Origin of the sequence: Janthinobacterium paucivorans, assembly GCF_051380805.1 — a bacterium.
Taxonomy (GTDB): Bacteria; Pseudomonadota; Gammaproteobacteria; order Burkholderiales; family Burkholderiaceae_D; genus Janthinobacterium; species Janthinobacterium lividum_D.
Genome location: NZ_JBNYXR010000006.1, coordinates 184740 through 205312, shown reverse-complemented (window position 1 = coordinate 205312; position 20573 = coordinate 184740). Strand labels below are relative to the sequence as shown.

Annotated in this window: 18 protein-coding genes; 6 read left to right on the top strand and 12 right to left on the bottom strand. The window is 57.8% G+C overall.

Going from position 1 to position 20573, the window contains the following annotated elements:
• Positions 1–103 precede the first annotated feature (103 nt).
• Positions 104–2188, bottom strand: coding sequence for a penicillin-binding protein 1C (gene pbpC / locus ACQ4V8_RS10000; protein WP_436571414.1), 2085 nt, complete (start codon positions 2186–2188; stop codon positions 104–106).
• 17 nt (positions 2189–2205) lie between these two features.
• A complete protein-coding gene (locus tag ACQ4V8_RS09995) occupies positions 2206–7959 on the bottom strand; it encodes an alpha-2-macroglobulin family protein (protein ID WP_436571382.1) in 5754 nt (1917 codons plus the stop codon).
• A 472-nt stretch (positions 7960–8431) separates the two neighbouring features.
• Between ACQ4V8_RS09995 and ACQ4V8_RS09990 the strand changes: the two genes are divergently transcribed.
• A complete protein-coding gene (locus tag ACQ4V8_RS09990; RefSeq protein WP_436571381.1) occupies positions 8432–9457 on the top strand; it encodes an OmpA family protein in 1026 nt (341 codons plus the stop codon).
• A 68-nt stretch (positions 9458–9525) separates the two neighbouring features.
• Positions 9526–10473: a YihY/virulence factor BrkB family protein gene (locus tag ACQ4V8_RS09985; protein WP_010396427.1), complete on the top strand. Its 948-nt coding sequence runs from the start codon at positions 9526–9528 to the stop codon at positions 10471–10473.
• Positions 10474–10529: 56 nt separating this feature from the next.
• On the opposite strand, the gene ACQ4V8_RS09980 is transcribed toward ACQ4V8_RS09985, so the two are convergent.
• From ACQ4V8_RS09980 to ACQ4V8_RS09970, 3 genes are all read right to left on the bottom strand, one after another.
• Positions 10530–11726 carry an AI-2E family transporter gene (locus tag ACQ4V8_RS09980; protein ID WP_142303321.1) on the bottom strand — a complete coding sequence of 399 codons (1197 nt, stop codon included), beginning with the start codon at positions 11724–11726 and terminating at the stop codon, positions 10530–10532.
• A gap of 71 nt (positions 11727–11797) precedes the next feature.
• Positions 11798–12109, bottom strand: a complete 312-nt coding sequence (locus ACQ4V8_RS09975; RefSeq protein WP_436571380.1) for a BON domain-containing protein — start codon at positions 12107–12109, stop codon at positions 11798–11800.
• Positions 12110–12190: 81 nt separating this feature from the next.
• Positions 12191–12745, bottom strand: coding sequence for a hypothetical protein (locus ACQ4V8_RS09970; RefSeq protein ID WP_010396419.1), 555 nt, complete (start codon positions 12743–12745; stop codon positions 12191–12193).
• A 292-nt stretch (positions 12746–13037) separates the two neighbouring features.
• Here ACQ4V8_RS09970 and ACQ4V8_RS09965 point away from each other — a divergent pair, with 292 nt between their 5' ends.
• Positions 13038–13484 carry an outer membrane lipoprotein gene (locus tag ACQ4V8_RS09965; RefSeq protein WP_010396417.1) on the top strand — a complete coding sequence of 149 codons (447 nt, stop codon included), beginning with the start codon at positions 13038–13040 and terminating at the stop codon, positions 13482–13484.
• A 68-nt stretch (positions 13485–13552) separates the two neighbouring features.
• Positions 13553–13705 carry a DUF3309 family protein gene (locus tag ACQ4V8_RS09960; RefSeq protein ID WP_436571379.1) on the top strand — a complete coding sequence of 51 codons (153 nt, stop codon included), beginning with the start codon at positions 13553–13555 and terminating at the stop codon, positions 13703–13705.
• A gap of 132 nt (positions 13706–13837) precedes the next feature.
• Here ACQ4V8_RS09960 and ACQ4V8_RS09955 read toward each other — a convergent pair whose 3' ends face one another.
• The 3 genes from ACQ4V8_RS09955 to ACQ4V8_RS09945 all read right to left on the bottom strand — a co-directional run bounded on the left by ACQ4V8_RS09955 (position 13838) and on the right by ACQ4V8_RS09945 (position 17698).
• Positions 13838–16279: a bifunctional diguanylate cyclase/phosphodiesterase gene (locus tag ACQ4V8_RS09955; RefSeq protein ID WP_436571378.1), complete on the bottom strand. Its 2442-nt coding sequence runs from the start codon at positions 16277–16279 to the stop codon at positions 13838–13840.
• Between the two features lie 14 nt (positions 16280–16293).
• Positions 16294–17097, bottom strand: coding sequence for an alpha/beta fold hydrolase (locus ACQ4V8_RS09950; protein ID WP_082260830.1), 804 nt, complete (start codon positions 17095–17097; stop codon positions 16294–16296).
• A gap of 295 nt (positions 17098–17392) precedes the next feature.
• Entirely contained in the window at positions 17393–17698 is a 306-nt protein-coding gene (locus ACQ4V8_RS09945) for a recombinase family protein (RefSeq protein ID WP_436571413.1), read from the bottom strand.
• 179 nt (positions 17699–17877) lie between these two features.
• Here ACQ4V8_RS09945 and ACQ4V8_RS09940 point away from each other — a divergent pair, with 179 nt between their 5' ends.
• Together ACQ4V8_RS09940 and ACQ4V8_RS09935 are read left to right on the top strand one after the other, a co-directional pair.
• A complete protein-coding gene (locus ACQ4V8_RS09940; protein WP_208760683.1) occupies positions 17878–18033 on the top strand; it encodes a hypothetical protein in 156 nt (51 codons plus the stop codon).
• 240 nt (positions 18034–18273) lie between these two features.
• Positions 18274–18681 carry a BLUF domain-containing protein gene (locus tag ACQ4V8_RS09935; protein ID WP_280720803.1) on the top strand — a complete coding sequence of 136 codons (408 nt, stop codon included), beginning with the start codon at positions 18274–18276 and terminating at the stop codon, positions 18679–18681.
• Between the two features lie 93 nt (positions 18682–18774).
• Here the strand turns inward: ACQ4V8_RS09935 and ACQ4V8_RS09930 are convergent, their stop codons facing one another.
• From ACQ4V8_RS09930 to ACQ4V8_RS09915, 4 genes are all read right to left on the bottom strand, one after another.
• Positions 18775–19113: a hypothetical protein gene (locus ACQ4V8_RS09930; RefSeq protein ID WP_010396396.1), complete on the bottom strand. Its 339-nt coding sequence runs from the start codon at positions 19111–19113 to the stop codon at positions 18775–18777.
• 75 nt (positions 19114–19188) lie between these two features.
• Entirely contained in the window at positions 19189–19575 is a 387-nt protein-coding gene (locus ACQ4V8_RS09925) for a phage holin family protein (RefSeq protein ID WP_029496265.1), read from the bottom strand.
• Positions 19576–19593: 18 nt separating this feature from the next.
• Complete coding sequence (locus ACQ4V8_RS09920) at positions 19594–19896, bottom strand: ElaB/YgaM/YqjD family protein (protein ID WP_010396393.1); 303 nt, start codon at positions 19894–19896, stop codon at positions 19594–19596.
• 58 nt (positions 19897–19954) lie between these two features.
• Positions 19955–20491 (bottom strand): ferritin-like domain-containing protein, encoded by a 537-nt coding sequence (locus ACQ4V8_RS09915; protein WP_029496264.1) that lies wholly within the window; start codon positions 20489–20491, stop codon positions 19955–19957.
• Between the last annotated feature and the right edge of the window lie 82 nt (positions 20492–20573).

Sequence of the window (20573 nt, the reverse complement as noted above, 5' to 3'; positions counted from 1 at the left end):
CAGCATCGATGACAGGCGCAACACCACACTTTTCTGATAAATGAATCAACGGGCATGATTCAAACAGCAGGACAGGCGAATGGCAGCGGCAACACCGTCAGAACTAATTTCGCTGCGCCAGCGCATTGCCCCGCACCTGAAACGCCACCTGCGCTACCGTCTTGCCGGCATCATCAACGAGCGCCAGTGCGTGCTTGCCCGGCACGGGACGCCAGCGGATGCTCTCGCTAGCGGCCCCCATGTCCTTGCCGTCGAGCACCCAGCGCAAGGCGTGACTGCCCTGGGCCTGGAAGAACACGCGCTGCAGGGCGGGCGGAATGTCGGGGTCGATGGCGAGGATGCTGTCCTCGGCCGGATACATGATGGCGGGCGGCTTCATGGTGTCGCCCAGCACGGCGATGACGGGGCTTTCCGTACCAGAGATAAACCATTCGCGGCGCGGCGCTTCCAGCGCAGGCTGATACGCCACCATCTGCTGCAGCACGCCGGGCGGCGCTTTCGGCGCATGGCTGGGCAGGCTCTTGTGCAGATAATCCATGACGTCGCGCCACACGGGAGCGGCGCCCGTCACGCCCGAGACGTCCCACATGGGCTTGCCGTCGAAATTACCCACCCACACGCCCACCGTGTAGCGCGCCGAATAGCCCATGCACCAGTTGTCGCGCATGTCCTTGCTGGTGCCCGTCTTGACGGCGCTCCAGAAATTCGTCCCCAGCTCGTTGCGCAAGCCAAAGGTCATGCTGCGCGCGGCGCGGTCGGCCAGGATATCGCCGACGATGAAGGCAGCGCCCGAATCCATCACGCGACGCTTATCCTTGCCAGCCTGCCCCGGCTGCAGGCTGGCCGTGCTGTACAGACCACCATTGGCCAGCGCGCGGTAAGCATTGGCCAGTTCCAGCAGGGTCACTTCGGACGAGCCCAGTGCCAACGAAGGGCCGTAGTATTCGGCCGCTTCCGTCAGGCTGGCCAGTCCCACTTCCTTGAGACGGTTGTAGAACCCGTCCTGCCCTGTCAGCAGCAGCGTGCGCACGGCGGGAATGTTGAGCGAGCTGGCCAGACTGGTACGGGCGCTGACGTAACCCTTGAAGTTGCGGTCGTAGTTTTGCGGTGCATACATGCCCGACGCCGTGGCGACATCGAGCGGCGAGTCGTCCATGACGGAGGCGGCCGTCATCAGGCGGCGCTCGATAGCCAGCGCATACAGGAATGGTTTCAGGGTGGAACCGGCCTGGCGCAGGGCCGTCACGCCATCGACATGGCTGCCGCCCGCATTGCCCACATAGGCAAGGACTTCTCCGCTGCGGTTGTCGAGCACGATGATGGCGCCATCGTTGACATTGCGCTCGCGCAAGGATGCCAGTTGCTGGCGCAAATTTTCCTGCGCGAAACGCTGCAGGGGAGCGTCGAGGGTGCTACGCACGGAGGCGCCCGATTGCTTGAGCAGCTGCTGCGCCACTTGCGGCGCCGGCGCCAGCTCCGCGTACAGGGCCGTGCGCTGCAAGGCCGTTTGCACGCGCTGGCCGATCAGCTGGCAACTGCTGTCCATACGCCATTGTTGCGCCAGCGCGCAGGCACGCCGCGTAACGATGGCCGGTGACGCATTCGGCGAGCGCACCAGGCTGGCCAGAATGATGGCGTCCGTCTGGCTCAAGCCCGACGGCGCCTTGCCGAACAGGCTGTATGACGCAGACGCGATGCCTTGCAGCTCGCCGCGAAACGACACCAGATTCAAATACGCTTCGAAAATCTGCGCCTTGCTCCAGCTGTCTTCGATGGCCTGGGCGGCACGCATCTGGTCCCATTTCTGGCGCAGGCTGCGTCCGCCTGCTTGAGCCTGCAAGTGCGCGTCGAGCTGACCCGCCAGTTGCATGGTGATGGTCGAGGCACCGCGCGGCTTTTTCGAAAACAGATTATCCCAGGCGGCCGTGGCCAGCGCGGACACATCCACGCCAGCATGGCGCATGAAGCGCTGGTCTTCCGCCAGCAGCACCGCTTGCTGCACGGCGGGGGAAATATCGGCCAGCGCCACCCACGGCAAACGCCGCACCTGCATGTCGACGCGTAACGATTGCAGGGGCGCGCCACTGCGGTCCAGCAACTGCGCTTCCGAGCTGCGATAGGCGGCCTGTACCTGTCCCGGCGTCAATACCGCTTCCGCGAAGACCGGGCCGGCCAGCAAGCAGCCCATCAGTAAAACACTAGCTTTCACTGCGCCACCTTCACGTTCGCATTTGGCGACTCGCCAAACATTTCGGGCGCATACATGGCTTCGATGCGCGTCGCCGGCAGGCTGAAATCGCCGGCATTGTTCAGGCGCACCGTGTATTGCACGCTCCACGTGCCTTTTGGTACAAACGCGTAATACGCGCGGAAAGCATCAAACGCGCGTTCCTCGAACGTGGGCCAGACCCAGCCGGTGTTCTTTTCGCCAGCCGTCAGCAGCTGCGAATCGCGCCCCAGGCCATTGCCCAGCACCGTGGCGCTGGCCGGTATCGGGTCGTCGACCACCACCCAGCTCATGTCTGACTGCGCCGACAAATCCAGGCGCACGCGGTAGACATCGCCGCGCGACCAGTGGCCAGCGATTTTCTGTTCCACGGGCGTCACGGTTTTCTTGATCGTGTAACCGCTGGACACGGGCGCCTTGAGCGCGATGGCCGCCAGGCTTTGCACGGTGACCCAGGGCTTGCCCGTGCCGCTATGCGCCAGGCCCAGGGTGTCCATGCCCTTCGGCCACGCTTGCAGCACGGGGCCGACTTTCGCCGCGCCATTCCACACGAGCGCTTGCGTATCGCCGCCCAGCTTCACGGCGCTGGCCCCCGTCACGGCTGTGGACTCGAACTTGGCCGAGAATTTGGCAATCGCCAGGGTGCCCCAGGCGTTGGCCACTGTGGTGTCCCAGCGGCCCTTCTTCTGGCGGCCCATGCTGCCGCGCACCAGGCGGCCGATATCGTCCTTCCACGCCGGGTCGTCCATCACGGCCAGCAGCAGCCGGTTGGCATTGACGTCACCGGAGACCATCAGCCACCACCAGTTATCCTTGCGCTCGGTGGAAAAGCCCATGGTCGTGCCCTGGAAATTCAAACGGCTACGCAAAATTTGCTGCGCGTCGGCCAGCAGCGCCTCGCGGCGCGCCAAGCTTGGCGTGCGTTGCAGCAGCAAGCTCCAGTCGATGACGGCGGACGTCGGCCACAGGTTAGGGCTGATACTGATGCTCTCCAAGGCATCGGGTGGCACCTTGTTGGAACGCGACAACGCTTCCAGCGCGGCCAGCTTGCGCACTGCCAGGTCGGTCGTCGCCAACGCGGAATGGCGCACGATGCGCCCCTGCACGAAGGCCGTCAAGGCTTCTTCCATGCGGTTCTTCGTCTGTTCGGGAATCGCATAGCCCGCTTCCCTTGTTGCCGACAGCACATACGCCGTCAGGCTGTCGCTGCCCTGCTCCATGAGGGGGAAGTATTTCAGCATGCCATCGCCGTCCAGGTAAGCGGGCAAGCTGGCGGCCAGCTTGTTCCACGCCTCCTGGTCTTGCAGGGCGATCGCCTTCGAGGTGTTTTGCTCGAAGCAGGTGTAGGGGTAGGCGGCCATGTACTCGCGCACGCCGGGCAGCTCGCCGCCCAGTCTGGCGACAAAGCTGGTCTGGATGCCGCCCCGGCCCGGCAAGGCGCCGGCTGGCATTTGCACCGACATATTCGTCGGCTTGTCGACCTGCAGCAAGGTCGCCTGGTAGGTGCGCACGGGCGTGGCCTGAGCTACCTTTTGCGTGATTTTCAGTTTATCGCTATGACTGCCCGCCTTGGCGGCGATCTCCCACACAATGCTTACCGCACCGAGCGGCACCTGATAATCCCAGCCCACTTCACGCGCTTCGCCGGCCGCCAGCCTCACACTTTGGCGTGGCAGTGCCTTGCCAGCCGCGCTGGCATCGAGGTCCACGCTCAAGGACGCGGCCGAAGTATTGCGCAGCGTAAAGCCTGCACGCAACTGGTCGCCTTCGCGCACGAGAGTGGGCAAGCCCGACATCAAGATCAGGTCTTGTGAGCTGCGGATATCCGTGCTGCCCGTGCCAAACAATTGCTTGCCCGCGCTGGCGACGGCAACGATGCGGAAAGCCGTCAGCGAGTCGTTGAGCGGCACTTGCACGGTCGCTTCGCCCTTGGCGTCGAGCTTGACTGTGGCCTTCCAGAACAGCAGGGTGTCGAACAGCTCGCGGCTGGCGCCCTTGCCGCCGCCACCGCCAGCCGGGAAGGCCTTGCGCCCGAAGTGGCGCTTGCCGATCACCTGCATCTGCGCCGTCGCCGTGGCCACCTGTAAGCTGCGCTGCGCCATCATGGTATCGAGTAATTTCCAGCTATCGTTGGGCATCAGTTCCAGCAAGCCAGTGTCGACAGCCGCCAGCGCCACTTCGGCACCTTCTGGCAAGGGCTTGCCATCGGCGCGGCGCACGCGCACCGACACTTCTGCCTTGTCACGCGTTGTGTACACCTGCTTGTCAGACACCACCATGACGTTCAGTTCATGCGCCTGCCACCCGACGTTCAGCGGCGTGATGCCCATCTTGTAGGCTGGCTTGCCCAAGTCGACCAGGGCCGTGGGCTGCACGCCATCGACACGCCCGCGCACGACAAACACGGACACATACACATTCGGCGCGTAGTTCGGTTTGACCGGGATAGTGACCACAGGTTCCCGGCCATTCAACTGGCGCACATAGGTGTCGAGGATGCCTTCGCGCTCGACCGTGATCAGGGCCGTGCCCGAACGGAAAGGCATGCGCACTTGCAAGCTCGCTTCCTGGCCCGGCTCATAGCGTTTCTTTTCAGGCAAGACGTCGATACGATCATTGTCGCTGGCGTTGAACCACCAGTCGCCGCTGCCGGCCACCCAGGTTTCACGCTTGGCGACAGCCGCATTGCCCGATGCATCCTGCGTGCGGGCGCGCAGTATCAAATTGCCGCTGGCCGGTGCCTTCACGTCGCAGACCAGCAAGCCCTGCTTGTCCGTCTTGCCAATGCAGGCGGAACCGAGCTTGACGATTTCGCTGCTGTTTTCATACGCATAGAAACCGCCGATCAAGCGGCGGCGGTGCGAATAGCTGTTGCGCTGGAAGAAGTCGACGTCGACTGCCGCATTCGCCACGGGCTTGCCATTGGTGCCCAGCACGACGACCGTGAACTTGAAAGCATCATTGCTCAAGGCCCAGGCGTCGGGCTTGATGCCGATCACAACATTTGATGGCCACAGCGGCACACGCGTGGCAATGGAAGCGGTCTCGCCATTTGCATCCTGGAAAGCGAGCTCCGCCACCAGGTCGCGCGGCGCGGACAGCTGCGGCAACTGGTCGATGACGATGCGCGCGCCGCCCGCCTTATCCAGGGTCAAGCTTTGCGTGCGCGCCGCCGTGGCGCCAGGGCCGGCTGGTCCACCACTGCCTTCGTCCTGCCATGCGCCCTCATCGTCGTCATAGCCCGTGCCCTGCTGCACCAGGCCTTCCTTCACGTCGCCATTGCTGAAGCTGACATCGGGATAGTCGGGAAACATCACGCTCTTATCCTGCAGCAGCGTGCGCAGCTTGACGGGCGCGTTGGTGGCGGCGCCGCCGGCCAGATACGAGATTTGCGCATCGAGGGCCAGCTGTTTCACCTGCACGGCGGGCGCTATCGGGCCCTGCAGCACGGCTTTCATGGTGGGCACGCGGAACGCTTCCACCCGGAAACTGCCGGACGGGCGCCCCGCCATCGTCACAAGGTATTCGCCCTGCTTGGCGTCGGCGGGTATGCGCCAGTCATTTTCCGCCGTGCCACTGGCCGACCAGCGCAGGGGCAATGGATAGTTTTGCTCGCTGCCCTGGTGCGTGATGACGACGGCGGTGGCGCTGCCGGGGCCGTTGTTGCTGTCGACCAGGCTCATGCCCTCGGCCGTGTGCTTGCGGATGAAATGCTTCATATGCACGGTTTCGCCGGCGCGCAACAAAGTGCGGTCGAATACCGTGGCCAACAAGGTGTTGTCGGCGCGCGTGTCGTCCGTGGGCAGGTTGAAACGCCAGGCTTCGATGCCGCCCAGCCAGTCCGACAGGGTGAACGTCATGTCGCCGCCGCTGCGCGCACTGATAAAGTAGCGCGCATTGTTTTTGCAGCTGGAGTTGGCCAGTTCGCCAGGGATGTGCGCCACGCCGTCCGCCCCCGTGGCGCCTTGCCACAGCAGCTTGCCGGCGCAGTCGCGCACGGCCACTTGCGCTTTTGCAACAGGCGCGCCCTTGTCCAGCGACGTTACCCACACGAGCGACGATTGCGCGCCGTGCTTGAAGTGGGCCGCCAGGTTGGTCACCAGCGCGGCCGTGCGGATATACGCCGTGCGCGGTTTACCCAGCAGCACCTTGCCCAGGATCGGGCTGGCCAGCTCGACCACATAAAAGCCTGGTTTCTGCAGCGCAATGCCGATCACTTCAAAGGTTTTCTTGCCCTCGGGACGTGGCAGGCTGATGGGGCGCGTGCCGGCGGCGTCGGCCAGCACGGATTTGCTCATATTGCCCGCATACTGGGCATACGGTTGCCAGTATTCGCTCCTGTCGCCATTGCCGGCCAGGCGCTGCATCCACTCGATGATGAACTTGTCGTCATTGTCGGGCACGCGCAAGGTGGCGCCCGTGGCCGCTGATGCCGGTGCCGATTCCCTGGTGATTTCATTGCCCGACAGCACAGGCTCGATATTGCGCACCGTCACGGGCAACAAGGCGTCGCCCTTGGCTTCGATAATGCCGAACGGGGCTGGAAACTTCAGCAGCGGCGGCTGTTCGCCGGTGCCCACCGTCATGGGAAAGCGCGCGCGGTTGAGCAAGGCACGGCCGGCGTCATCCGTCAGTTTCGGCGGCAGGTTCAGGACAAAACTGGCTTGCACGGGAAACGGCCCGTTGAAGGTCACGTACTGCACGAATTGCGCTTTTTCATCTTCCTTCGCGATCGTCGGCGCATACGTCTTGCCCCCGCCCTTCAAGGTCATGGCGCGCACCTGCGCCGCGCTCACGGGCGCGGAAAACTCCACGCGCATGGGTAGGAAGGGGATGCACTGTTCTTTCGGGTTGCTGCGTTCGCAGCTGAACTTGGCCGTGAAATCGGGACGTGTCCTGAACTGCAGGGTTTGCGCCTTGTCCGTGGCGATGCCGCTGGCGCTGGCGATACCCTCGCCCCACACCAGCGACACCTTGGCGTTCGCGGGCAAGCTGCGCTTGCATTGCAGCACGGTGACGGGCAGCGGTGGCGCGCCCTTGCTGGCGACGGGCATGCCCACTTTCCAGAGCAGGCCCTGCTTCTTGAAGTAGACGCTCAGATAGCGGTCGAGAAAACCCTTGCGCAGGGTTAAAACCTGCTCCAGTTCCTTGCCCACAAGGCGCCGCACGGGGATCTTTTCATTGATGCCATCAGCGCGGCAATACGCGTTCGCGGCCACGCTGGCCTCGTTCGGCGCGGCGTCGAGGCCCAGCACGAAGATCTGGTTTTCATCGATATACGACTGGCCGTCATAGGGGATGGACTCGACGATCGCCGGGCCGCCCGTGGAAAAGTGGTAGGACGTCGCTCCTTGCAAGAGCTTGCCCGCCAGGTCCTTCAGCCCCCCGTTCAAGGTGAAACTGCAAGCCACGCCGGCGGGCAAGTCGCGTTCGAAATCAAAGTTCCAGTGACGCTCGTCGGCCCAGCGTCCGGCACCCGCCACGACGCCAGGCTCGGCCTTGCCACAATCGACGGCGAACGGCGCGGGCAAGCCCATGTCGCCGAACGGCACCATCGGCGTGGCAAACTGGACCCGCACCTGGCGCACGGCCTTCACCGTGCCGCTGGGCGAAAACTGGGACACGCCGTTATCGGCCCGTACCGGCGTAGCCATGCCCAGCGATAGCAGCAGACATAGCGCCCCCAGCTTGCCAGTGAGCGGGGAAGAAAAAATACGGGACAGGTCAGGCACGGGAAACTCCTTGATGAAAAGTGGCGCAATTGGCTGCAGCGCGCAAAAATGGCCGCAGCGAGCCCGGTAAGGCAACAGAATGGGGCCGGAATACAACATCCAGATCAGATTAGTTATCAAGCTCATCATTGTTACTAATATACAGTGGCATGCTGCTAATAAGTCGTACGATTGCCTCTTGCTGCGGCGCCAGGAAGTGGCCGTGCTGGTAAAAATCCCGCCGCTTCAATTAGTTTTTTTCAAGACAAAAGTGTTTGTCGTGAATCTGCAACAGCTTTGATACACAACATGGCTTTGTGCGCCAGCGTACGGACCACTTTGAACTGAAATCGTATTCTCTGCTCCAACAGCAGTGCATTTATCGCAAGACGGGCGCACCTGGAATTGTTGTCTATCGCTAGCAATAGCAGGTGCAGCATGATGTCGCTTTGATGCTGCAGGGAAAATCTCTAATCAACGTTGGGAGTTACTTGTGACTAATCAAAAAAAAATCGCCGTTGCCGCTGCGGTCCTGTGCTCCGCCCTCGGCGCGCAGGCCCAGGAAATCAATCCTTCCTGGTATATTCAACCTAGCATCAACGCACTCAAGCCAGATTCCGACTTTGCAACGGATAAAACCGGCTATGGCGCAGGCTTGCGCTTCGGTAAGCCTGTTTCCCCGGACTGGGATATCCAGCTGGGCACCACGTACGCCCGCGCCAAGGATGGCGCTCAGCGCTACGAGCAAAATACGCTGGGCGTAGATGGCCTGTACATGTTCTCGCGTCAAGCCTTCCGCCCCTTCCTGCTCGTCGGTGCCGGCATGCAGCGCGACAAGGACACCAGCTTCGCCTTCGGTGAGCGGAGCAAGAGTTCGCCCTACGCCAGCGTCGGTCTCGGTTTCCAGTCCAGCATCAATGATCAACTGTCTTTACAGGCTGACGTGCGCAATGTGCATGGTTTCCTGCGCGGCAATACCTTCGATCCGAGCAGCAAGTCCAACAATTACTACGTCACCGTGGGCCTGAACTTCGCGTTCGACAAACCACCTGCGCCGCCACCACCACCGCCGCCGCCGCCGATAGTGCGCGAGCAAGTCGTCGTGGCCGTGCCACCACCGCCACCACCACCGCCACGCTTTGAAAAAATGACGATGGCGGCAACGGAACTGTTCGCATTCGACAGCGACAAGCTGGGTCCGACACAGACCAAATTGGACGAGATCGCCAGCATGCTCAACGCTGCACCGGACGTCACCAACGTCGTCATCAGTGGCTATGCCGACCGCATCGGAGCGCCCAAGTACAATCTGAAACTGTCGCAGCAGCGCGCTGATGCAGTCAAGCAATACCTGCTTGCTCATGGTGTCGCCGCCAACCGCCTGACGGCTGAAGGCAAGGGTTCCACCAATCCTGTCGTCACCTGCGATAATAAGAAACGTGCCGATCTGATCAAGTGCCTGGAACCAAACCGCCGCGTCGAAGTAGAACAAATCACCATCGAACGCCGCGTACAGTAAGCGCAACAGTGGCACGCCACTTGTGAATAAAAAAGGGGCTCACGCCCCTTTTTGCATTGAAAGCCATCATGAATTCGTTTACCCGTTATCCTAAACTGGCCGCTCTGGGGCCGTTCAGCCGGCAAATGCGCAGCGTCATCGTCTGCTCCGTCACCGAATGGCTGGAACACCGCGCCTCAAGCAAGGGCGCCGCCCTCGCCTACTACACCCTGTTTTCCATCGCCCCCATCCTCGTGCTGGTCATCGCCATCGCCGGCTTTTTCTACGGCCCGGCCGCCGCGCGTGGCGAACTGATGGGGCAGTTGCAAGGCTTGCTCGGTACGCAAGGCGCCGAAGCCATCCAGTTGGTGCTGGCCGGCGCAAAGAACCATGAACAGGGCCGCATCGCCACCCTCATCGCCAGCGCCCTGCTATTGTTTGGCGCCACCAGCGTGTTTGCCGAACTGAAAGCCAGTCTCGATGAAATCTGGCAAGTGCCGCCCCTGAAGGAAGCGGGGGCCTGGGATATGCTGCGCACGCGCCTGCTGTCGTTCGGCCTGGTGCTGGTGCTGGCCTTCCTGCTGATGGTGTCGCTGGTGGTCAACGCGGCCATGGCCATTCTTGCCAACTTCTGGGAAGGCGTGTGGAAAGACACGGCCGTGCTGTTTACCATATTGTCGAACCTGATCGGCTTTGCCGTCATCGCCAGCCTGTTCGCCGTCATCTATAAGATGCTGCCACGCGTGCGCCTGTCGTGGCGTGACGTGTTGATCGGCGCCGTGGGCACGGCTTGCATGTTTTCCTTGGGAAAATATGCAATTGGCGTATATATCGGCAATAGCGGCGTGGCCAGCAGCTATGGCGCGGCCGGTTCGCTGGTGGCACTGCTGTTATGGGTGTATTACTCGGCGCAAATCTTCTTCCTGGGCGCCGAATTCACGCGTCAATTCACCCTGCAACTGGGCAGCATGAAGGATATGCCGAAGACGCAGGACGGCGATGTCCAAGTGAAGATACTGAAACGCCACCAGTCCTGATGATCTGCCCCCCACATGCGAACGACAACCGTGGGTGGCGTTGGTGTTGCGGCAAGCTATTCGCCCAGCAATTCCGCCACCACTTCCATGCCTTCTACGCGCTCGGCCACCACTTTCACGATGACGATGATAGGCACGCCCAGCAGCAAGCCCCAGACGCCCCACAGCCAGCCCCAGAACAACAGGCTGATGAAAACGGCCGCGGGATTCATGCGGGCGATGCGCCCCGTCATCCAGGTAGTGACAAAGGTGCCCACCAAGGTGGCGATCGCCATTGACGTGCCCGTCACCAGCAAGACCATTTCCAGCGATTCGAACTGCAGGAAGGCAACCAGCCCCGTGGCGATGGTGATGAGCAAAGGGCCGAAATACGGCATGATGTGCAGCAAGCCGGCCACGATGGCCCAGGCACCGGCATTTTCCAGACCGATCACGCGCAAGGCGATCCACATCAGCACTGCCAGCAAGACATTCGTGACGAGCAGCATGAACATATAGTTCTGTATCGAGGTATTGATGTCTTCCAGGATGTGCACGGTGACCTTCTTGCGGCTCAGCGACGGTCCCGTCAGCTTGACGAGCTTGCGCTTGAAGGTGTCGCCCGACAACAGCAGGAAAAACACCAGGAAGATAACGATGCTGGCCTGACTAAGAAAGCCCACCAGGCCCAGCGAACCGGCCCAGACCCAGTCCATGATCTTGAAGTTGGGCGCCTCGGCAGCGGCGGCGCGGCGGTTGTTGCGACGCGCTTCGGCGCCAGCGGCGACTTGCTCGATTTCATTGGCTACGGCCCGCATTTTCTGCAAGGTGCTGCTCTTGCCGCCCGTGCTGGTGGCAATCAAGCGCGACAGCTTCTGCGTAGCGGCAGGTAATGCTTCAACGATGGATTCAAATTCGCCCTGCACGCGCTCGACCACAACAAGCGAGCCGAACAGGATCAAGGCCATGACGACAGTGACGCCGACGGCGCGCGGCAGGCGCAGCTTTTCCAGCCAGGCGACGACACGATTGAGCGTATAGGCAATAAAAATGCTGAAGATGACGGGAATGAGGAATTTCTGCGCCCATTGCAGCGCATAGATGAAGCTGACAGTAGCGATGGTGCCCAAGGCAAGGCCGCGCGCATTGACATGTAGCGGCAGGCGCAAGGAGGGGTCCAGGTGTTCTCCGGGAGCGCCGGGAGGTGGCTCCGCTGGCTCGCTGGAGCTAGCCGTCAACGGCTCGGGCGGGGCATTTTGAGGCTCAATAGGCATGCGATTCCCGCAGCGGTCGGTGGGGGCCACAGCGCCAGCCACCGGGCTGGACGCTGCGGCAGCTCATGCCATTACTTGACGCGGATATCGTTTTTTACCGACTTCACGCCTTTGATGCCACGGGTAATGTCGCCCGCTTTGGCGGCGTCGGCTGGCTGGGCAACAAAGCCGCTCAGCTGAACCACACCCTTGAAGGTTTCAACGTTGATTTCCGTCGATCTCAGTGTCGGCTCGTTAAAGATGCTGGCTTTGACTTTGGTGGTGATGGCTGCATCGTCGATGTATTCGCCCGTACCTTCTTTGGTTGGAGTCGAAGCGCAACCTGCAACGGCGAACAGGGAAGCGACGAACAGGCCGGTAGCGATAGATTTAGTGAATTTCATGGTTTTTTCCTTAGGAGTGGTCAATCAATGTGCTCACAACGAGCTTCTTATACCAATCTGTTACTGCGCGCCGGATGGCGTTCAGTAGCCAAACTGGGTTTTTGCAGCCTTGATACAGTCATCCTTGGCTGCGCCGGCTAATGCATCGCATTTTTCTGTCGCGACCTTGTACTCGGCTTTTCTCTTTGCTTCACGCGCATCACTGCGCGCTTCGATGACTTTCTTGTCTGCCTTGGCGTCGGCCAGCGCAGCGACCTTGGTGGACTTGGCCAGCTTGACGCAGACATCCTTGTCGTTGCCCGTCAGCGCATTGCAGCGGGCCAGGTCGACGTCATGGTTGGCATCGGCAATCTTGATGCGCGCCTTGGTATAGGCACGCAAAGTGTTCGTGTATTGCGCCTGAGCAACTGCTTCATCATAGGTGCGCACAGCCTTCGCTTCGGCGATGCAGACATCCTTCGGGTTAGCCGTGATTTTTTCGCATTGCGCATGCGCCAGCTTGTAATTGAGGCCAGCCTGTTCGTTGGCCGCCTTGTAGGCTGCTTTCGCTTCCGGCGTGGCGGCCAATGCCTGGCCGCCCCAGACGGCGCACGCCAGGCTGACGACGATGGCGGTGAAGAGTTTGTTCTGGTTCATCTATTTCTCCCTGGTGGTGACAAGCATGTCTGCTTGGCATGACTACCGTTTTACGTGGATAGTCGCCGCTCTTCTGTACGCTGCCGTACACAAGCAATTTATTTTGAAAGCGGGAGGCAGACAGGGAGAAATAACAAAGTTTTGAAACAGGGTTTTGACACCAGGTCTGGCAGCATCGCACACGCCAAAAATACGATTTCGACACGAAATAAGTGCGTGCGGCAGCGTACAGACCTGGGACAGGGGCGTGACTAAGATGAGTACCACACCCTCACCTCGTCAGGAGAATAAAATGAAAAACTATGCCACATTGGCTGCACTGATGCTCGCCGCCACCGCCGTATTGAGCGGTTGTGCCACCGGTCCTTCAGCATCACAACAATATTACCCGGCCAATCAGCCTGAGTCCGCCATATACGGCACCGTCGACTCCATCCAGATCGTCCAAGGTAGCGCTCAAAGCAGCGGCGCCGGGGCCGTGGTCGGCGGTATCGCCGGCGCCCTGCTGGGCAACACCATCGGCTCGGGCGGCGGACGCACGGCCGCCACCGTCGCAGGTGCCGTTGCCGGCGGCGTCGTGGGCAACCAGGTAGAAGGCCGCAGGCAGCAAGCGCAGGCTTACCAAATCAGCGTACGCCTCGACAACGGCGAATACCGCACCGTGGTGCAGGACACGGCCAATGACTTGCGTCCGGGCAACCGCGTGCGCGTCGTTGACGGCCGCGTCTATCGCTATTAATTTTCGGCGCAGTTTGCCAGCAGGCATCCTGCCATCCCACATGCGTTGTACGATAACAAGGAGTTGCCATGGGCACCATCATTCTGATCATCTTGATCCTGGCCCTGATCGGCGTCCTGCCTACTTGGCCGCATAGCCGCAATTGGGGTTATGGCCCTAGCGGCATCGCCGGCCTGGTCGTCGTGATACTGATACTGCTATTACTGACGGGCAGGTTGTAAAAAAGACGCTGCGGCACCTTTTGTCACTTCAGAGGGTCACCGCAGCATTTTTCTGGACGGTAGTTCTCAGCTTGCCCACCAGCGTCATTTTTCAGTATCTTGGCGCACAAAGTCACGCCTGAATAGCGCCGCTTAATTCATATTTTCCCAAGAAAATATTTCGTCAATTGGCTTAGGCTTGCCAACGTGATACCCCTGCGCGCAATCGACACCGAGATCTTTCAACAGCATCAAAATATCGGCACTTTCAACAAACTCGGCGATGGTTATTTTTCCGGTCAGGTGCGCAATCTCATTGATACTGCGCACCATCGCGCAATCAACGGCGTCGTTTGCCATGTCTTTTACAAACTGTCCGTCGATCTTCAGATAATCGAACGACAGATGTTTCAGGTAAGCCATTGAAGACATACCACTACCAAAATCATCGAGAGAAATTCGCGCGCCGCGTTGATGCAGCATAGCGATAAATTCAGTAGCGATGTCCAAGTTCCCAATAGCAGCAGTTTCAGTGATTTCAAAGGAAATTTTGTGTGCAGGTATTTTTTCGCGATCGAGTGCGTCCATTAAAAACTGGTAAAAGTCTTTATCTCCGATAGATTTTCCTGATAAATTGATCGCGATTACCTTTACTTTATCAAGCCTGTCAGCATGCAACTTCATCCATTCAAAAACATGACTAACAACCCAGCGGTCGACTTGCGGTGCCAATCCAAAGCGCTCAGCGGAAGGGATGAAAACACCGGGCAGCACCAAGGTTCCATCCATCTCACGCAGGCGCAATAAAATCTCAAAATGCAATCCTGATTCAGCATGCTCGCCGAGTTGCATGATCGGTTGCGCAAAAAGTTCAAAGCGATTTTCATCAATTGCTTGCTGCAGACGGGCTGCCCATTGCATTTGATCTCGTTGCTCTATGATGATTCTATCTGCATCCACATACAGGTGCACACGCCCACGACCTTCATCTTTTGCAGCAAAGCATGCGCCGTCGGCGGCTTGCTGTGCTGCCTGCGCATTAGCCCATCTACCATCTAAGGGCACCACCCCGATACTGGCACCAATACGAAAAAAATTACTACTGTGCTGAAAACGGATTCGCGCCACCTTCTCACAAATCTGTTGCGAGATACGGTGCGCCGCGTTCAAATCGCAGCCTTCAAGCAACAGCGCAAATTCATCGCCACCCAAGCGTGCCACCAAATCCTTGGCACGCACGGATTTTAGCAGCAAGGCTGAAACCTCTTTCAACAAAGCATCTCCGGCGGCATGCCCACAACTGTCATTGACGATCTTAAACTGATCCAGATCGATGCAACATAGGGCATGCGAAACGCCTGTAGCAATCGAAGACTCATACATTTCAAGCAGTACCCGATCAAATTGCGCACGGTTAGCAAGCCCGGTCAAATGATCAAGACTCGCTCGGCGCTCCACCTCCTGCCTCAGTATCCTTTGGCCAGTCACATCACGAAAAACCATCACGACACCGATAATGACATCACCCGCCGTAAAAATCGGCGCAGCAGAATCTTCAACTGCATATTCACTACCGTCTTTACTGATCAATACGGTGTCGTTCGTCAAGCCAACGATCGCACGCTCATCCAGACAATGCGCAATGGGATTCTTTACAATTTCTCGCGTAAATTGATTAACGATATTAAACACCATTGTCACCGGCAGACCTATGGCGTCAGCCGATGCCCAGCCAGTCAACTTCTCTGCACTAGGATTGAGGTATTCGACTTCTTGGCGATCATTGGTGACAATGACTGCATCGCCAATAGAACTTAAAGTGACACGTGTACGTTCAAATTCATTCGACAGTGCCAGTTCTAAGGCTTTTTTTTCCGTAATGTCATTGATGTAACCATGCCAAAGTGTACTGCCATCGACGCGCGACTCCGGGGTTGCACTACCTTGTAGCCAGCGGATGCCGCGCTTAGGCAAAATTACCCGATACTCTTGATGCCAGACAGTGAGATTTTTAGCAGAATCAGTAATGCCTTGATTAATCGCTTCAATATCATCGGGGTGAAGCCGATTGAAGGCCGGACTGGCATCTTTTTGTAATTGTAAAGGGTTTAACTCATACACATTGCGTACGCCCTCACTGGCGTAGGGAAAGCAGGAGCTACCATCGGCACGCAGCAGGAATTGGTAAATCGTACCGGGTACTTGTTCAGTTGCTTTTTTTACGCGAAACAATTCTTCTTCAAGGCGCTTACGTTCATTCATGCGAACGACGACACATTCGGTAACGACGTTACCATCAATATTGCGTTGTACAGCGTTAAAAATGACGGGAATATTTTTCCCATCAGCGCCAGCGAGAATTATTGCGATTTCTTCCACTCGCCCTTGAAGATGCAGCAACGCCATCACCTGCATGTGAAACATTAAACGCTCTGCCGATGTCAATAACGCATTCAAACTTTTATTATTTAACTCATCCAACGAAAAACCAAGCATCGTCGCCAACGTTTGATTTGCAGCGACAATTTTCAGATTGCTGTCAAATACAAATAAGCCACAAGGTGCTTCCTGAAAATTAAACCTTGAAATGTCCATATATTTAAATGACGCTACGGCTGACTGGAAAGGAAATTTTCCATCAACGCGATTGTCTCTTCCGGATGACTCATATGCGGGCAATGTCCGGTGGCTTGCATTTTTTGAAAATTACTATTTTGCAAATGTTGATGCAGATATTCACCAACGGCAAGTGGCGCAACAGCATCGTCCTGACATTGAAGGAGCAAACACGGCTTGGCGAAATCGCTCAGGTCAAGGCGATTATCAGCCAAGAAGGTGGCTTCTGCAAAACGCCTTGCAATCGGCGGATCCATTGCACAAAAACTCGCTTCCAGCTCTTGCGCCAAATCCGGCTGATCAGGGTTTTTTGCGACGACTCCCGCCAGGTAGCTTGCCCAACCGGGTTGATTGCGGGAGATCATATCGAGCAAGCCTTCAATATCCTCACGCTCAAAACCACCTATGTAATCGGGGGCATCATTCAAATAACGTGCTGATGGACAAATCATCACCAATTTTGAAATCCGCTCGGGAATTTCACGTGCGGCCAACAAGCAAATCATGCTGCTGACAGAGTGCCCAACCAAAATGGCATCGTGAAGATCAAGCGCTTCACAGATATCGATGACATCTTGGGCATATCCTGCCAGATTTGCATACCTTTCTGTATCATAAGCGTCCAGATCAGACATGCCCGCACCGACATAGTCAAATAGTACAACCTTATAGTCTTTCTCAAAGGATGGGCTGACCTTACGCCACATTGCCTGATCACAACCATAGCCATGCGCAAAAACGATCGTTTGAGATCCAGCACCACTTACTCTGACATTATTTCTTTTTATAATATTCATAACAACTCTATTTCTTCAAGAAACAAACTAAAATCAATAAACTTAATCTTTTAAGCTTATCTATTGCGGTGCTTGCAAAACACCAGAAGCGTATCAAATCAAGTGCTGCACAAGCTACACGGCCGGCTGCCTTGTGATATCTTTATCAGCCTCCTACCATCTGGACGCAACTCGCCTTCGGACGAAACATGACGATATAGTGTTTGCCGGGTAACGCCAAGCTCTTCACAAAGAACGCTTATTTTGGTTTCGGGATTGCCCATGGATGCCAATGCAAGACGCAGCTTGGCTGGGGTCATCTTGAAGGAGCGCCCTCGACTACGCCGTCCCCGGCCAGCACCTTCAATCCGACTCCCCGCGCTGTCAGCTCATGCACAGTGTTGATCAAATGGCGCAAATCCCGGCCTAGCCTGTCGCGCTTCCAAACTGCCAGCGTATCGCCTTCGCGCAGCGCTTTGAGACAGGCTGTCAAGCCGGGCCAATCTTCCCGTTTCCCCGATGCCTGATCTTCGTAGAAATACTTTGGATCAACGCCAGCGAGCTCTAGCGCATCTCGCTGCAAGTGCCTGGCCTTCGACGCGTCGGCCTTCGATACCCGCACATATCGAATTAACACGATTTTATCTGTCAGTTGATATGGTAGCTTGTGTGGCAGTCTCCACTAGTGATTGAAGGTCGTCAACAATAGTTAATTAACTGGTCATTTAATTTAAGACACGTAATCGGCTCTGCCGAGACATAATGTAACAGAAATTCGGGCGCAATTACTCTTTAGAAAACATGCTCCTCAAGCTGCCTTGGGCGGCCCTGTCACGCCGTCTGTACGAAGCCAGATCGACCCGGCGCGCCAAAGCGTCATCGACCAAGGGTTTCGGTGACGCTTTGGTGCTCACGGGCGGCGTACGCGTCAGAAGAGTGGTGCAATCGTCTTCTTGAAATGACAACAACGATTTGTCATAGAATAAAACGTATAATCGATATAGTTAAAAAAGCGAATTGGCTGTAAGCGGGTATCAAAAGACAAGGGCTCGCAAGCCAGGCACTTGCAGCGAGATGCGCTGGCGTTGGCCGGTGTCGAGCCAGAAATTGATCAACTCATGACAGTAGTCGCATACTGCTGTTGCTTGCAAGCCCTCCATACAGCCAGCCACTTTGCCCACCGATGGAGGTAACGCAATGTTTCGACTTTTGTATATCAGCCGTGCCGCCCCCACCATATCGGATGAACAAGTGCAGGACATCTTGCAGTGCTCGCGCCGAAACAATCCGAACACCGGTATCACTGGTATCCTCGTCCACGGTGGCGGACTGTTCATGCAAGTTTTAGAAGGGCCGGAACAGGAAGTGTTGCGGAAATATGTAAAGATTCTGGATGACCCGAGACACAGCGCTGCAGAAATTCTTTACATTTCTCCAGCGAACAATCGGATCTTTCAGAAGTGGTCGATGGGCGGTATCGAGAGCGATCCCTTGCAATTTCAATATATTTCCAAATTGCACGCCCGCCGCCTGGAAGTCGTCGACGCAAATACGTTTACGGAGACGATGCGCGAGTTTGCGCAGCGCTTAAGAGAAGCGAAATAGGGTAGGCGCAGCAAACCCTGAACGGCGAGGTAACCAAGAAGTGCAAGCGTACTGTTAGCGCCGATCGAAGGGCCCACCACGGCATTGCTAGTTTCAACGCTTGCGGCGCAGCCAGCTGGCGGCAACGGCGGCCACGGACACGAGGACCAGTGCCGGCTTGACCAGCTTCTTGCGTCCAATAAACGATAGCACCGTCAGCACATAGGGCATGGCGCCTTGCAGGCGCATGCCGCCCGGCGCCAGCAGGGACTCGACACGTTGGCCGGCAAAGCCGACCGCCGTCTCGACCACGCCCTGTAGCAGCGATTCGGGACGCAAGGAGTAGCCCACGTTGGCGCGCGCATGTACGATACCCACGCGGTACATTTCCCCCTGGGCAATCAGCAGGCGCTTGCGGGCGGCTTGCGCCGCCAGTTTGTCGTTTTCCGACATGAATTCTCCTAGTAGAACTGACTGGACATGGCTAGCAACGCGCCGACACAGGTCCGGCGCGTTCCCGCCAGCAGCTTACATCAGCATGTCGCGGTCGGCCTTCAATTCCGCCATGGTGGCGGGCATCGACAACTTTCCTTGACGCAGCATGGTGCGCGCATACACAAGCAGCGCCATGGCCAGCAGTAGAAATACGACTGTCATGATCGCCAGGATCTTCCAGCCCAAGCTATCCCAGGCCAAGAAAACCACCAGCACGCTGCCGTAAGCGATGGCAAACAAGCCCGCCATGATCGCCAGCGCAAAAACGACCACCAGCTGCAGCATGTGATTGCGCACTTCCGACAGCTCGATGCTGGCCAGTTCCAGACGCGACAACATCAGTCCGACGGCGTTTTTGGCCAGGCCGGCGACCGAGCCGATCAATCCCGGCCCCTGGTGAGACGAAGCAGACTTGTCCATATCGCTCCTGAGAGTGGATTACTTGCGGCCCAGGATGAAGCCAACCAGCACGCCGACGCCTGCGGCGACGGCCACCGTACGCCATGGGTTTTCCTTGACATAACCGTCTGCCTGGGAGGCCAGTTGCTTGGTTGCAACGATGGCCGATGCTTGCGCTTCGTGCGCCTTGACCAGGGCGGCATCCAGAGTTTTCATGCCTTTGACACGAACTTCATCGGCTTTTTCGCCGGTCAGGGCGGCAGCGGCGCTGAACAGGGCTTGCGCATCCTTGACCAGGGTTTTGACATCGTTATTGACGGTGGTGATATTGTTTTCCAACATGGTTTAGCTCCTTAGCTATGGATGAATGTCGTTACTATACCTACTTTACTCAAAAACACTATTCCATTAGATCGCGCATATCATCGGCGTGCTCTTCCTCGACAGCCATGATTTTGATCAACAAATGACGTGTCGTGGGGTCTGTATCGCCAATTTTTACGATCATCTGGCGATACGACTCGATCGCCACCCGTTCGGCGATCAGATTGGCACGCACCATGCTTTGCACGTCTTCGGAGTCATCATACTCGGCATGACTGCGTGCAAGCAATGTTGCAGGATTAAAATCTGGCTTGCCATTCAGTTGCACGATGCGTTCGGCCAGCCAGTCGGCGTGCTCCTGCTCCTGCTGCGCATGCTCGAGAAACTCGGCCTTGATGCTGCCATTGTCGCGCCCGCTCACGGTGTAGTAATGGCGTTTATAGCGCGCGATACACACCAGTTCGGTGGCCAGCGCACCATTGAGCAGGGTGATCAACTCCTGGCGGTCGCCCTGATAGCCGGCCGTCACGGCGCCATCATCGAGGTTTTTTGCGGCAGCGCGGATGGCGGCCGTGTCGATGCCAGCTGGAATGTCAACAGATGTTAGGGTCATGATGTTTCCTTTCAAGTCTTGCATGGGTATCCACCGGCCAAGATGCGGCCGGTGCTGCCTTCTAACGAATTACACACCGGAC